The sequence below is a fragment of the Paraburkholderia youngii genome (assembly GCF_013366925.1).
Taxonomy (GTDB): Bacteria; Pseudomonadota; Gammaproteobacteria; order Burkholderiales; family Burkholderiaceae; genus Paraburkholderia; species Paraburkholderia youngii.
On the sequence record NZ_JAALDK010000001.1, the window covers coordinates 6498143 to 6511691 of the forward strand.

The 13549-nt window shown below is 65.8% G+C and carries 14 protein-coding genes; all 14 read left to right on the forward strand.

All coding sequences use genetic code 11. The annotated features are described in order from the left end of the window. The first annotated feature begins 109 nt into the window (after positions 1–109). The 14 genes from flhD to G5S42_RS29645 all read left to right on the forward strand — a co-directional run bounded on the left by flhD (position 110) and on the right by G5S42_RS29645 (position 13541). Positions 110–430: a flagellar transcriptional regulator FlhD gene (flhD, locus tag G5S42_RS29580; RefSeq protein WP_176109964.1), complete on the forward strand. Its 321-nt coding sequence runs from the start codon at positions 110–112 to the stop codon at positions 428–430. Beyond that, on the forward strand, positions 430–1080 hold the full coding sequence (flhC, locus tag G5S42_RS29585) for a flagellar transcriptional regulator FlhC (protein ID WP_176109965.1): 651 nt from the start codon (positions 430–432) through the stop codon (positions 1078–1080). Before flhD ends, flhC begins: the two co-directional genes overlap by 1 nt. Positions 1081–1216: 136 nt before the next feature. Beyond that, on the forward strand, positions 1217–2077 hold the full coding sequence (motA, locus tag G5S42_RS29590; protein WP_176109966.1) for a flagellar motor stator protein MotA: 861 nt from the start codon (positions 1217–1219) through the stop codon (positions 2075–2077). Positions 2078–2099: 22 nt separating this feature from the next. After that, positions 2100–3110, forward strand: coding sequence for a flagellar motor protein MotB (gene motB, locus G5S42_RS29595; protein ID WP_176109967.1), 1011 nt, complete (start codon positions 2100–2102; stop codon positions 3108–3110). Positions 3111–3193: 83 nt separating this feature from the next. Further along, complete coding sequence (locus tag G5S42_RS29600) at positions 3194–3571, forward strand: response regulator (protein WP_176109968.1); 378 nt, start codon at positions 3194–3196, stop codon at positions 3569–3571. Between the two features lie 96 nt (positions 3572–3667). Then, positions 3668–6004, forward strand: coding sequence for a chemotaxis protein CheA (gene cheA / locus G5S42_RS29605; RefSeq protein ID WP_176109969.1), 2337 nt, complete (start codon positions 3668–3670; stop codon positions 6002–6004). 78 nt (positions 6005–6082) lie between these two features. Continuing rightward, on the forward strand, positions 6083–6616 hold the full coding sequence (locus G5S42_RS29610) for a chemotaxis protein CheW (RefSeq protein ID WP_176109970.1): 534 nt from the start codon (positions 6083–6085) through the stop codon (positions 6614–6616). Positions 6617–6655: 39 nt separating this feature from the next. Then, entirely contained in the window at positions 6656–8518 is a 1863-nt protein-coding gene (locus tag G5S42_RS29615; RefSeq protein WP_176109971.1) for a methyl-accepting chemotaxis protein, read from the forward strand. Between the two features lie 204 nt (positions 8519–8722). Next, entirely contained in the window at positions 8723–9685 is a 963-nt protein-coding gene (locus G5S42_RS29620; protein ID WP_176109972.1) for a CheR family methyltransferase, read from the forward strand. Then, positions 9682–10395, forward strand: coding sequence for a chemoreceptor glutamine deamidase CheD (cheD, locus tag G5S42_RS29625; RefSeq protein ID WP_176109973.1), 714 nt, complete (start codon positions 9682–9684; stop codon positions 10393–10395). The genes G5S42_RS29620 and cheD overlap by 4 nt, the downstream gene beginning before the upstream one ends. A 5-nt stretch (positions 10396–10400) precedes the next feature. Next, positions 10401–11489: a protein-glutamate methylesterase/protein-glutamine glutaminase gene (locus tag G5S42_RS29630; RefSeq protein WP_176110671.1), complete on the forward strand. Its 1089-nt coding sequence runs from the start codon at positions 10401–10403 to the stop codon at positions 11487–11489. A gap of 61 nt (positions 11490–11550) precedes the next feature. After that, a complete protein-coding gene (gene cheY / locus G5S42_RS29635; protein WP_008923965.1) occupies positions 11551–11946 on the forward strand; it encodes a chemotaxis response regulator CheY in 396 nt (131 codons plus the stop codon). Between the two features lies 1 nt (position 11947). Continuing rightward, positions 11948–12658, forward strand: a complete 711-nt coding sequence (gene cheZ, locus G5S42_RS29640) for a protein phosphatase CheZ (RefSeq protein ID WP_176109974.1) — start codon at positions 11948–11950, stop codon at positions 12656–12658. A 337-nt stretch (positions 12659–12995) separates the two neighbouring features. Further along, positions 12996–13541 (forward strand): DUF2844 domain-containing protein, encoded by a 546-nt coding sequence (locus tag G5S42_RS29645; protein ID WP_176109975.1) that lies wholly within the window; start codon positions 12996–12998, stop codon positions 13539–13541. Positions 13542–13549: the final 8 nt, after the last annotated feature.

Genomic DNA, 13549 nt, shown 5'->3' on the forward strand with positions numbered 1-13549 from the left:
TGCAAGACCAGAGACGAGTCGAATCGCGCGGGTTCAGCGCGCGCGTTCGAGCAAACGTTTCCGCAAAAAAAAATCGGCCTGACCAGCCGGACATACGAACGGGGGAATCATGAGCACGACTAGCCACATGCTCAGTGAGATCAGGGAAGTCAATCTGTCCTATCTGCTGCTCGCCCAGCGTCTGCTGCGCGAAGACAAGCCGATGGGCATGTTCCGCATGGGTATTTCGGACCAGCTGGCCGACGTGCTCGCCAATCTGTCGTTGGCGCAGACCGTCAAGCTCGCGGCGTCCAACCAGATGCTATGCCGCTTCCGCTTCGACGATCACGCGGTGCTGTCCGCCCTCGCGGACAAGGACAAGTCGAGTGCGATCGCGCAGGCTCATTCGGCGATCCTGATGGCGAGCCAGCCGGTCGAGCAGCTCGGCTGATGGCCAGCAAGAGCGTCGTACTCGAAGCCCGGGAAATCACCCTCGCGATCGAGCTGATCGAACTGGGCGCGCGTCTGCAATTGCTGGAGGCGGAAACCAGCCTGTCGCGCGACCGGCTCATCAAGCTGTACAAGGAACTGAAAGGGGTGTCGCCGCCCAAGGGCATGCTGCCGTTTTCGACCGACTGGTTCATGACCTGGCAGCCGAACTTTCATTCATCGCTGTTCTACAACATCTACCGTTTCATGGCCGGCTACGGCGGCTGCCGCGCGATCGAATCGATCGTGAAGAGCTACCGGCTATATCTGGAACACGTGCAGTTGCACGACGACGAGCCGGTGCTCAGTCTCACGCGCGCGTGGACGCTGGTGCGCTTCTTCGACTCGGGCATGCTGCAGCTGAGCGCCTGTCGCCGCTGCGGCGGCCACTTCGTCGCGCACGCGCACGATCCGCAGCACGCGTTCGTTTGCGGGCTGTGCCAGCCGCCGTCGCGCGCGGGCAAGACGAAAAAGGCAGCACAAACGCGGGCCGAGCGGCAAACCGCCGTCGCCGGAATCCCGGCCGAGGTGCCGCAAGTGGCCGACACGCGGGCTCACGAGGTCCGCTGCACCGCTCCCACGCTCGACATCCTCGTCACCGCCGAAGTTTGAGCGGCACACGTTGAGGCAGCGCAAGCCTCTGGTTTACACCGGACGCGAGCGCCGTCTTTTTCCCCAAAGTTTTCCGCCTCGGTGCCGTAAACCTGACTAACGACGGTGACCGTCGCATTTTTGTGAGGGCTCGGCAGTGCTGATATTCGTGGGAACACTCGTGACGCTGTTGTCCGTCTTCGGCGGTTACGCGCTGGAAGGGGGCCATCTCGGCGCGCTGCTGCAACCCGTTGAGGTGCTGATGATCGCCGGCGCCGGACTTGGCGCGTTCATTCTCGGTAACGGAATGAAGACGATCCGGGCGACACTGCGCGTCATTCCGACCCTGTTCAAGGGCGCGAAGTACAACAAGGACGTCTACATGGAGCTGATGGGGCTCCTGTACGTGCTGCTCGCGAAAGCGCGCAAGGAAGGCACGCTGACGCTCGAGGCCGACATCGACGATCCGTCGAAGAGCCCGATCTTCACGCAGTACCCGAAGATCCTCGCCGACAAGCACATCATCGAGTTCCTGACCGACTACCTGCGGCTGATGGTCGGCGGCAACATGAATGCGTTCGAGATCGAAAGCCTGATGGACGAGGAGATCGAGACGCACCATCAGGAAGGCGAGGCGCCCGCCCAGGCGCTGAGCAAGGTTGGCGACGCGATGCCGGCGTTCGGTATCGTCGCCGCGGTGATGGGCGTCGTGCACACGATGGCCTCGGCCGACAGGCCGCCCGCGGTGCTCGGCGAGATGATCGCGCAGGCGCTGGTCGGCACCTTCCTCGGCATTCTGCTTTCGTACGGGCTGATCGGACCGCTCGCGAGCGTCGCCGAACAGCGCGTGACCGAGTCCACCAAGATGTTCCAGTGCATCAAGGTGACGATCCTGGCGAGCCTGAACGGCTATGCGCCGGCGATCGCGGTCGAGTTCGGCCGCAAGGTGCTGTTCTCGACCGAGCGCCCGTCGTTTGCCGAGCTCGAAGAGCACGTGCGCCGCGTCAAGGCGAAATAAGGCGGCGACGGGAACCGAATCGATGAGCAGCAAGGACAAAGACCGCGCAATCGTTGTCAAGCGCTCGGCGCCGAAGAAGCATGGTCATCACGGTGGCGCATGGAAGCTCGCCTACGCGGACTTCATGACCGCCATGATGGCGTTCTTCCTGCTGATGTGGCTGCTGAGTTCGGCCTCCACCGTGCAGCTGAAGGGCATCGCCGAGTACTTCAACCAGCCGCTGAAGATCACGCTGTGGGGCGGCGACCGCAGCGCCGAAGACTCGAGCATCCTGAAGGGCGGCGGGCGCGACATCTCGACCGACGCGCAGGGCGTGACCCGCTCGACCGACGGCAGCAGCAACCGGGCCGAGCGCACCGCGTCGCGCAACAACGAGGAAGCGGTGAAGCAGTTGCAGGGCGAGCTCGAACGCCGCGAGCAGGTGCGCCTGCACGATCTGCAGGTCAAGCTGATGGCCGCGATCGAGGCGAACCCGGTGCTGCGCCAGTTCAAGCAGCAGATCCGTATCGACTCGACCCTGACCGGCCTGCGCATCGAGATCGTCGATTCGCAGAAGCGGCCGATGTTCGCGACCGCGCGCGACGTCGTCGAACCGTACATGCGCGACATCCTGCGCGAGATCGGCCACACGCTGAACGACGTGCCGAACCGCATCATCGTCCAGGGCCACACCGACGCGGTGCCGTACGCGGGCGGCGAGAAGGGCTATAGCAACTGGGAGCTGTCGGCCGACCGCGCGAACGCGTCGCGGCGCGAGCTGGTCGCGGGTGGCATGGACGAAGCGAAGGTGATGCGCGTGCTCGGTCTCGCGTCGACGCAGAACCTGAACAAGGCGGACCCGCTCGATCCGGAGAACCGTCGCATCAGCATCATCGTGTTGAACAAGAAGTCCGAGGCGGCGCTCGATCACGACGATTCGACGACGACCACGCTGTCGGACGACGCAGCCGGCTCGAAGCCGCTGCTGCAAAAACTTGCGCAGCCGGTGACGGTTGCACCGAAGTTGCCGGCGGCGGCGCCGCCGGCAAAGTAACAGACCGCGGCCGCCGGGCCGGGGCCCGCGCCCGAGCGGCGCACCCCGGCAGGCGGCACAGTGTTTAGCGCAGCGAGGTTTTCATGATCAGGCACATCCTGGCAGTCGACGATTCGGCATCGATGCGGCAGATCCTCGCCGCGACGCTGACGGGCGCCGGCTATGAGGTCACGCTCGCGGCGGACGGCAACGAAGGGCTCGAAAACGCGCTCGCGATGGCGTTCGATCTCGTGTTGACCGACCAGCACATGCCCGGCAAGACCGGTCTCGATCTGATCACCGCGCTGCGCGGAAATCCGGCCTATCAGGCGACGCCCATCCTCGTCCTCACGACGGAATCGGGCGAACCCTTCAAAGAGGCGGCGCGCGCAGCGGGCGCGACCGGCTGGATCGAAAAGCCGCTCGACCCGGACATGCTGACCGAGCTGGTGGCGGCGCTGGCCGAACCGGACCCGGATTGATCCGCGCAATCAATACCTTTAGACACAGTACAGATAGCTCTCGACGCGCCTCTCCGGCAACTCGCGCCAGACAGGCACTCTCGCGGTGAACCAGGCATGACACTCGACATCACACAGTTCTATCAGACGTTCTTCGACGAAGCGGACGAACTGCTCGCGCAGATGGAGCAATTGCTGCTCAATCTCGACGTGGCCCGCCCGGACCCCGAAGACCTCGCGGCGATCTTTCGCGCCGCGCATTCGATCAAGGGCGGCGCGGCGACGTTCGGCTTCACCGCGCTCACCGAGACCACGCACATTCTCGAGTCGCTGCTCGATCGCGCGCGCAACAACGAGCTGGTGCTGCGCAAGGACATGATCGACACGTTCCTCGAGACCAAGGACGTACTGTCCGGCCAGCTCGCCGACTACCGCGCGAGCGCCGAGCCCGACGCCGAGGTGGCGCGCGCGATCTGCGCGAAGCTCGAGCAGCTGCACGCGGAAAGCCGCATGGGCGGAGCGCCGGCAGCGGCAGCCGTGCAGACCGCGCCGGCCGCAGCGCAGGCGGCAACCCAAACAACAACAGCAACAACCGCGGTACAGCAGCAAGGCGGCACCCCGCCCGAGCACGTCGTCGAACAGGCGGTGCAAATGGCGGGCGAATGGATGGACGGCGAACCGGCACAGACCGGGCAGGCCGCGGGCACGGACGACAGCGCCGGCCCACATCTGAAAATTACGCTACGGGGCGTGGGAGAGAAAGACCAGGAACTGCTCGCTGAAGAGCTGGGCAACCTGGGCAATATCGTCGGGCAGGTCAAGAGCGGCGGCGATCTGATGCTGTGGCTCTCGAGCGACGTACCCTCCGACGACATCATCGCCGTGTGCTGCTTCGTGATCGACGAAAGTCAGATCACGATCGGCCGTGGCACCGCGCCGGCGGACGACGCGCAGCAGGGCGAACCTGGAACGCCCGCCGCTGCCGCCGTTCCGACACCGGCGCAAAGCGCGCCTGTCGCCCCCGCCGCTCCCGCGGCGCAAGCGCAGGCGCAGCCGGTGGTTCATGCGGAGCAGGCGGCATCTTCGGCTCCGGCGGCTCCCGCCGCTGCGCCCGCAAGCGCGGCCAGTCACGCCGACAGCATCGAGCCGCCGCCAGCACCACCCGCGGCGGCTCCGGCGGCAGCCAAACCGGCGTCGGCCGGGTCCGCCGAACACGACCGCAAGGCGACCCGCCCGGCCGCCGCGGCGGCGGCCGGCGAAGGCAGCTCGATTCGCGTCGGCGTCGAGAAGGTCGATCAGCTGATCAACCTGGTCGGCGAGCTGGTGATCACGCAGGCGATGCTCGCGGAGACCACCAGCACGTTCGATCCGGCGCTGCACGACCGGCTCTTCAACGGCATGGCGCAGCTCGAGCGCAACGCGCGCGATCTGCAGGAAGCGGTGATGTCGATCCGCATGATGCCGATGGATTACGTATTCAGCCGCTTCCCGCGTCTGGTGCGCGATCTCGCGGCAAAACTCGGCAAGGAGGTCGAACTCGTCACCTTCGGTCAAGCGACCGAACTCGACAAGAGCCTCATCGAACGGATCATCGATCCGTTGACGCACCTCGTGCGCAACAGTCTCGACCACGGCATCGAAACCGTCGAGGCACGGCGCGCGGCGGGCAAGGATTCGACCGGTCAGCTGGTGCTGTCGGCGGCGCACCACGGCGGCAACATCGTCATCGAGGTCAGCGACGACGGCGCGGGCCTGCGCCGCGACAAGATTCTCGCGAAGGCGGTCAAGCAGGGCATGCAGGTCAGCGAAACGATGACCGACGAGGAAGTCTGGAACCTGATCTTCCTGCCGGGCTTCTCGACCGCCGAGCAGGTCACCGACGTGTCCGGCCGCGGCGTCGGCATGGACGTGGTGAAGCGCAACATCCAGTCGATGGGCGGTCACGTCGAGATCACGTCGCACGCGGGCAAGGGCAGCACCACGCGGATCGTGTTGCCGCTCACGCTGGCGATTCTCGACGGCATGTCGGTGAAGGTCGGCAACGAGATCTTCATCCTGCCGCTGAACTTCGTGATGGAGTCGCTGCAGCCGCAAGCCGAAGACATCTACACGGTGGCCAACGGCGAGCGCGTGGTGCGCGTGCGCGGCGAATACCTGCCGCTCGTCGCGTTGCATGAAGTGTTCAACGTGTCGGAGGCGAAGCAGGAGCCGACCCAGGGCATCGTCACGATCATGCAGACCGAGGGACGGCGCTTCGCGATGCTGATCGACGAACTCGTCGGCCAGCAGCAGGTGGTCGTGAAGAATCTGGAAACGAATTACCGCAAGGTGCACGGCATTTCCGCGGCGACCATTCTGGGCGACGGCAGCGTCGCGCTGATCGTGGACGTCGCGGCGCTGAACCGCGAAACGCGTCATGCGCATGGGCATGCGCAGGCGATGAGCCTCGCGTGACGCATGCAGCAAACGCCTCAATGACAGACATCGCAACACAACTTCAACTCAATTTATCCCAACCGTTTGGGGGCTAACGTGGCAGAAGTCCAATCCATCAATTCGAGCGTCGCAAATGCGAGCGGTACGAATGGCCGCCGCGACGCGCAGGCGGACGCCGGCGGTCAGGAATTCCTCGTCTTCACGCTCGGCGCGGAAGAGTACGGCATCGACATCCTGAAGGTGCAGGAAATCCGCGGCTACGACAACGTGACGCGCATCGCCAATGCGCCCGAGTTCATCAAGGGCGTGATCAACCTGCGCGGCATCATCGTGCCGATCGTCGACATGCGGATCAAATTCCATCTGGGCCGCGTCGAGTACGACCATCAGACCGTCGTGATCATCCTGAACGTCGCGCATCGCGTGGTCGGGATGGTCGTGGACGGCGTCTCGGACGTGCTGACGCTGGCGGCCGACCAGATCATGCCGGCGCCGGAATTCGGCGCGACGCTGACGACCGAATACCTGACCGGCCTCGGCACGGTCGACGGCCGCATGCTGATCCTGATGGACATCGAGAAGCTGATGACCAGCTCCGAGATGGCGCTGACCGAGACGCTCGGCATCTGACGGCAGGCAGTAACGGAACCCGGCACAAGGAGCATCAACATGCTGAGCAGGTGGTCGATCCGCACATCGCTGACGATGGTGGGGATTCTTCTGGTGACGCTGACCGTGGCGGTCGGCGCGCTCGGGCTGACCGCGCTGAATCGCGCGAGCGGCTCGCTCGAACGCATCGCGGGCGGCGAACTGGTCGCGATTCATGCGCTCGACGACGCGTCAGCGTATCTACTGCGCTCGCGCATCGCGATCGAACGTTTCAACACGCTGACGGCCGCCGGCAAGGCGGACGAGGCGAAGAAAGCACTCGATCGCGCGCAGGAGCTGCTCGGCAAGGGCAATCAGAGCTGGCAAGCGTATCTCGACGCGCCGAAGCACGGCGTCGAGCAACCCTTGCTCGACGATGTGCTCGCCAAACATACGACGGTGATGCACGACGGCGTCGACGTCGAATTCGCCGCGCTGAACGCGAACAATCTCGACGCGTATCACGCGGTCGCGGACACCAGGATCAGCCCGATGTTCATTGCCTACGACGCGGCGGCGGCCGCGGTGATCCAGGCGCTGCAGCAAAGCGTGGCCGATCAGGAGGCGAGCGCGCAGTCGAACACATCGCTGATGATCACGCTGATCAGCGTGGTCACGGCATTCGCGCTGCTGGTGGTGGTCGGCATCAGCTTCGCGCTGCGTGGGCTCATCGTGCAGCCGCTGAAAGACGCGACCGCGTGCTTCGAGCGCATCGCCGCGGGCGACCTGTCCACCCCGGTCGTGGCATTCAGCAACAACGAAATCGGCCGCCTGTTCGCGGGCATCAAGCGGATGCAGGAAAGCCTCGCGACGATGCTGCGCGCGGTGCGCAGCGGCACCGAATCGATCGACACCGGCGCGCGCGAAATCGCGATGGGCAACACCGATCTGTCGCAGCGCACCGAGCAGCAAGCGGCGTCGCTGCAGGAAACCGCGTCGAGCATGGATCAGCTGACCGGCACCGTGCGGCAGAACACCGAGAACGCGCGCCAGGCGAGCCAGCTCGCCGTCAACGCGTCGGACATCGCGACCCGCGGCGGCGAGGTGGTGAGCCAGGTCGTCACGACGATGCAGGAGATCGCGACCAGTTCGAACAAGGTCGTCGACATCATCGGCGTAATCGAGGGCATCGCGTTCCAGACCAACATCCTCGCGCTGAACGCGGCGGTCGAAGCCGCGCGGGCCGGCGAACAGGGCCGCGGCTTCGCGGTGGTCGCGGGCGAAGTGCGCAGCCTCGCGCAGCGCAGCGCGAGCGCCGCGAAGGAGATCAAGGAACTGATCGGCGATTCGGCCGACAAGGTGAAGAGCGGCTCCGAACTGGTCGGCCGCGCCGGCACGACGATGGACGAAATCGTCCAGGCGGTGCGTCGCGTGACCGACATCATGGGCGAGATCAGCGCGGCGTCGGAAGAGCAGTCGAGCGGCATCGAGCAGGTCAATCGCGCGGTCGTGCAAATGGATTCGGTCACGCAGCAGAACGCGGCGCTGGTCGAACAGGCGGCCGCCGCAGCGGCGTCGCTCGAAGATCAGACGCGGCAGTTGCAAGCGGTGCTGAGTGGCTGGAAGGTGGCCGGCGGCACTCCGGCGCGTCAGAGCGCACCGGCGACGCCGCGTTCGCAAGCCTCCGCGCAGTTCGCCAAGGCGGCACCGCAAGCAGCGAACGCGGCGACTCCGGTGCACCCGGCCGGCGCGAGCAGCGAAGCGAAGGCAACTGCTGCGGCCCCGGCGGCCCCGAGCCAGCACGATGCAGCCGCACGCGTCGAACCGGCCTTGAAGTCCAGGCCGGCCGCAGCAGCGGCTCGCGCGACGACCGACATGCCCGCGCGCGCCGCTCCGGCGAGCACGGCGAAGGCAAGCTCGGACGCGGACTGGGAAACGTTTTAGGCAACGGCAGAGTGATATGTGGTCAACCGGCATCGCGCCCGCGGATGGGCGAAGCATCGAAGCACGCGCAGCACGCGTGTCGCGAGCCGGCCGTATGTCGACGGTACTCGCGGGAGGGCGCGACCCCGCGAAAACAATTCCTATCCCCCAGCCAGTGCGGCTGGGCGGCGAGCGTGATGGCTCATATCGCAGACAGGAATTTTGATGATGGCAACGCGCGCAACACAACGCCCCGTGCGGGCGGCACCTGACGGCATGGAGCCGGCCAGGTCCGTCGAGACGGGACGCGATTTCGAATTCACGGCGGCGGATTTCGCCCGCATCCGCGATCTGATTCATCGCGTGGCGGGCATCTCGCTGTCGGACCACAAGCGCGACATGGCGTATAGCCGCCTCGCGCGACGCTTGCGGGCGCGCGGCATCGATACGTTCCGCCAGTATCTCGATCTGCTCGAAGCGGAAAACGATCCGGCCGAGTGGGAAGCGTTCACCAATGCGCTGACCACCAACCTGACCGCGTTCTTCCGCGAAGCTCATCACTTTCCGATCCTCGGCGAGTTCGTGCCGCGCCGTTCGCAACCGGTGTCCGTGTGGTGCTCGGCGGCATCGACCGGCGAGGAGCCGTACTCGATCGCGATGACGCTGATCGAAGCGCTCGGTGACAGCGGCGCGCGCCAGGCATCGGTGCTCGCGACCGACATCGACACCCAGGTGCTCGCGAAGGCCGAGGCCGGCGTCTACCAGTTCGATCAGGTCAAGCACCTGTCGCCCGAGCGCCTGAAGCGCTTCTTCCTGAAGGGCACGGGCGCGCACGCGGGGATGGTCAAGGTGCGTCCCGAGGTGCGCGCGCTCGTGCGCTTCGAGCAACTCAATCTGACCGATCGCGATTACCAGTTGCGCACGCAGTTCGACGCGATCTTCTGCCGCAACGTGATGATCTATTTCGACAAGCCGACGCAGGCGCAGGTGCTGGCGCGCTTCGAGCCGCTGGTGAAGCCGGGCGGCCTGCTGTTCGCCGGCCATTCGGAAAACTTCACGTACGTGACGCAGGCGTTCCGGCTGCGCGGCCAGACCGTCTATGAACTGACGCGGGACGCCAGCGGCGCGCGCGCGCCGTCGCGCGCCCAGGCGCATGACGCGCTTCAATCGAGCGGGGTGGCCGCATGAGCAGCACGCTGCCGATCGCTGCCAACCTGTACTACGACAACCACTTCCAGCGCCCCGGCGTGAAGCTGTTGCCCAACGAGTTCTACACGACGAGCGAAGACATGGTGCTCGTGACCGTGCTCGGCTCGTGCGTCGCGGCCTGCATCCAGGACCGCACCGCGGGCATCGGCGGCATGAATCACTTCATGCTGCCCGACGACGGCGCCGACCTCGCGCAGGCCGCGTCGGACTCGATGCGCTACGGCGCCTACGCGATGGAAGTGCTGATCAACGAACTGATCAAGGCGGGCGGCCGGCGCGAGCGCTTCGAGGCCAAGGTGTTCGGCGGCGGCGCGGTGCTCGCGGGCATGACGACGATGAACATCGGCGATCGCAACTCGGAGTTCGTGCGCCGCTATCTGGCCACCGAAAAGATCCGCATCGTCGCCGAGGACCTGCAGGGCTCGCATCCGCGCAAGGTCGCGTTCATGCCGCGCACCGGCCAGGTGATGGTGAAGAAATTGCGCTTGCAACAGGAAGCGGGCGTCGCCGAGCGCGAACAGGCGCTCGTGCGGCAGAGCGCCGAAGCGCGCGCCGAGCGGCTCGCCGCGGCGCGCAGCCGGGTCGAGCTGTTCGCGAAGCCGGCCGCCGCGCGGCCGAAAATCGAACTGTTCGGCGCGAGCCCGCGCCCGACTTATTCCAACAACGCCAGAACCACAGAGGAGGCGTGAGCGCTGTGCAAAAGATCAAGGTATTGTGCGTCGACGATTCGGCGCTGATCCGCAGCCTGATGACCGAGATCATCAATGGCCAGCCGGACATGACGGTGGTGGCGACGGCGCCCGATCCGCTCGTCGCGCGCGAGCTGATCAAGCAGCACAACCCGGACGTGTTGACGCTCGACGTCGAAATGCCGCGCATGGACGGCCTCGATTTTCTCGAGAAGCTGATGCGTCTGAGGCCGATGCCGGTCGTGATGGTGTCGTCGCTGACCGAGCGCGGCAACGAAATCACGCTGCGCGCGCTCGAACTCGGCGCGGTCGATTTCGTGACCAAGCCGAAGGTCGGTATTCGCGACGGCATGCTCGACTATGCGGAAAAGCTCGCCGACAAGGTTCGCGCGGCGGCCCGCGCGCGCGTGCGCCAGGCCGCGCCCGCGCAGCATGCGGCCACCCAGGCGGCGCATGCGCCGGTCGGCTCGGCGCCGCTCTTCAACAACCCGCTGCTCAGTACCGAGAAGCTGGTCATCGTCGGTGCGTCGACGGGTGGCACCGAGGCGATTCGCGAAGTGCTGGTGCCGCTGCCGCCCGATGCGCCCGCGGTGCTGATCGCGCAGCACATGCCGCCGGGCTTCACGAAATCTTTTGCGCAACGCCTCAATGGTTTGTGCCGGATTACCGTTAAAGAAGCAGAGCACGGCGAGCGGGTGCTGCCGGGGCACGCGTACATCGCGCCGGGCCACGCGCATCTGTTGCTCGCGAGGAGCGGTGCGAACTATATTGCGCATCTGTCCGACGACCCGCCGGTGAACCGGCATCGTCCGTCGGTCGATGTGCTGTTCCGCTCGGCCGCGCAGCATGCGGGCAAGAACGCGGTCGGCGTGATTCTGACCGGCATGGGGCGCGACGGCGCGGCCGGTCTGCTGGAGATGAGAAAAGCCGGTGCCTACACGCTGGCGCAGGACGAGGCGAGCTGCATCGTGTTCGGCATGCCGCGCGAGGCGATCGCTCTCGGTGCGGCCGACGAAATCGCCTCGCTGCCGGACATGAGCCGGCGCGTGATGGCGCGTTTGTCGTCGATGGGTGACCGCGTTCAGCGGGTATGATGCGTGCCGGATGGAATGACGCGGTTCAACGCCGCAACATGGATCAAGCAAAGGGAAAGAAATGGACAAGGGAATGAAGATTCTGGTGGTTGACGATTTTCCGACGATGCGCCGGATCGTCCGCAACCTGCTGAAGGAACTGGGCTACTCGAACGTCGACGAGGCGGAAGACGGCCAGGCCGGTCTCGCGCGTCTGCGCAGCGGCAGCTACGAGTTCGTGATCTCGGACTGGAATATGCCGAACCTCGACGGCCTCGCGATGCTGAAGGAAATTCGCGCCGACGCGAGCCTCGCGCATCTGCCGGTGCTGATGGTGACGGCCGAGTCGAAGAAGGAAAACATCATCGCGGCGGCGCAGGCCGGCGCGAGCGGTTACGTCGTCAAGCCGTTCACGGCCGCGACGCTCGACGAGAAGCTCAACAAGATTCTCGAGAAGATGGCGAAAGCCGGGAGCTGACGTGACGCCGCCGACCCAAACGCCTGGCGCCGAAGCGGGCAGCGATAGCGGCGACTTCGCGTCGGACCGCATCCTTGCGCGCATCGGTCAACTGACGCGCACGTTGCGCGATTCGATGCGCGAACTCGGGCTCGACAAGCACGTCGAGCGCGCGGCCGAAGCCGTGCCCGACGCGCGCGACCGGCTGAAGTACATCGCCAACATGACCGAGCAGGCCGCCGAGCGCGTGCTGTCGGCGATCGACATCGCGAAGCCGATCCAGGAGCAGTTGCAGAAAGACGCGTGCACGCTCGACGCGCGCTGGGAGCAGTGGTACGCGGCGCCGATCGAACGCGAGGAAGTGCGCGCGCTGATGAACGACACGCGCACCTTCCTGCGCGGCGTGCCCGACTCGACCAGCGCGACCAACTCGCAGCTGATGGAGATCATGCTCGCGCAGGACTTCCAGGATCTGACCGGCCAGGTGATCAAGAAGATCACCGAGGTCGTCTATCTGATCGAGCAGCAGCTGCTCGGCGTGCTGGTCGAGAACATCGCGCTCGAGAGGCGCGAGCAGTTCGCGGCGCATGCGGCGGCTCTGAAGGCCGAGGTGTCGTCGACGGGCAGCCCCGAGCATCTGCTCAACGGTCCGCAGATCAATCCGGAAGGCAAGACGGATGTGGTCCAGGATCAATCGCAGGTCGACGATCTGCTCGCGAGCCTGGGTTTCTGAGCAAACGATACGGCCCGGCAAGCGCGCCGGGCTGGTGCTTTCTCCGCGATTTACGCCAAACACGCGGTCAATCGGCACCGACTCCCCATCTTCCTTACGATTTCCTGCTAGTAATAGTCGGTAAGTCGCACGTGCCGGCGTACCTTGCGCCGGCTGAAAGAATCCGCAGGCATACTACGAGGTCAAAGCGGTACGGCACCCGGCCCGCGCAACGCCGGGCAGTCGCGTGGCGAGGAGATCCCTCGGCATTGCGGCCGCGGTGGCGCCGTATCATCTGCCTATAAGCGGCCGCTTCGTGTAACCGGCGAAGCGTGCCGCGGCCCGGGAGGAGCTTCTCATGTGGAGTCGTATTGGTCGCGCCGGAGTCACGGCGCTCGTGTTGCCATGTTCGTTACTGGCCCTGACGGCCGCGCAATCAGCCCATGCGGCGCTGGGCAGCGCGCCGCTTACCCCCCCGTCCGACGCGTCGGTGTCGTCCCGCGTGGTGCAGCCCGCCAGCGGATCATCGCAAAGTGTGATGCGTTCTCAAGCGAGCGGGGCATCTTCCACCTCTTCCACACCCGCTTCCTACACGGTACGCGAGACCACGTTCGGCAACGGCACCGTCGTGCGCGAATATCTGAGCACGAGCGGCGCGGTATTCGGCATTGCGTGGCGTGGTCCGCAAATGCCCGATCTCAATGATCTGCTCGGCAGTTATTTCCCGCAGTACGTGGCCGGCGTGAAGGCCGCTCGCGCCGCGCGCGGCAACGCGCGGGGGCCGGTCGCCGTGAACGACGGCAACATCGTGGTGCATTCGGGCGGCCACATGGGCGCGTTCAGCGGCGTCGCGTGGCTGCCATCAGCGCTGCCCGCCGGCGTCAGCGGTTCCGACATCCAGTAACGGCGAGG

What these genes read in the sequence shown, in the direction of transcription:
- flhD (WP_176109964.1), top strand. Translation starts at nt 110, where the DNA reads ATGAGCACGACTAGCCACATGCTCAGTGAGATCAGGGAAGTCAATCTG.
- flhC (WP_176109965.1), top strand. Translation starts at nt 430, where the DNA reads ATGGCCAGCAAGAGCGTCGTACTCGAAGCCCGGGAAATCACCCTCGCG.
- motB (WP_176109967.1), top strand. Translation starts at nt 2,100, where the DNA reads ATGAGCAGCAAGGACAAAGACCGCGCAATCGTTGTCAAGCGCTCGGCG.
- G5S42_RS29600 (WP_176109968.1), top strand. Translation starts at nt 3,194, where the DNA reads ATGATCAGGCACATCCTGGCAGTCGACGATTCGGCATCGATGCGGCAG.
- cheA (WP_176109969.1), top strand. Translation starts at nt 3,668, where the DNA reads ATGACACTCGACATCACACAGTTCTATCAGACGTTCTTCGACGAAGCG.
- G5S42_RS29615 (WP_176109971.1), top strand. Translation starts at nt 6,656, where the DNA reads ATGCTGAGCAGGTGGTCGATCCGCACATCGCTGACGATGGTGGGGATT.
- G5S42_RS29620 (WP_176109972.1), top strand. Translation starts at nt 8,723, where the DNA reads ATGATGGCAACGCGCGCAACACAACGCCCCGTGCGGGCGGCACCTGAC.
- cheD (WP_176109973.1), top strand. Translation starts at nt 9,682, where the DNA reads ATGAGCAGCACGCTGCCGATCGCTGCCAACCTGTACTACGACAACCAC.
- cheY (WP_008923965.1), top strand. Translation starts at nt 11,551, where the DNA reads ATGGACAAGGGAATGAAGATTCTGGTGGTTGACGATTTTCCGACGATG.
- G5S42_RS29645 (WP_176109975.1), top strand. Translation starts at nt 12,996, where the DNA reads ATGTGGAGTCGTATTGGTCGCGCCGGAGTCACGGCGCTCGTGTTGCCA.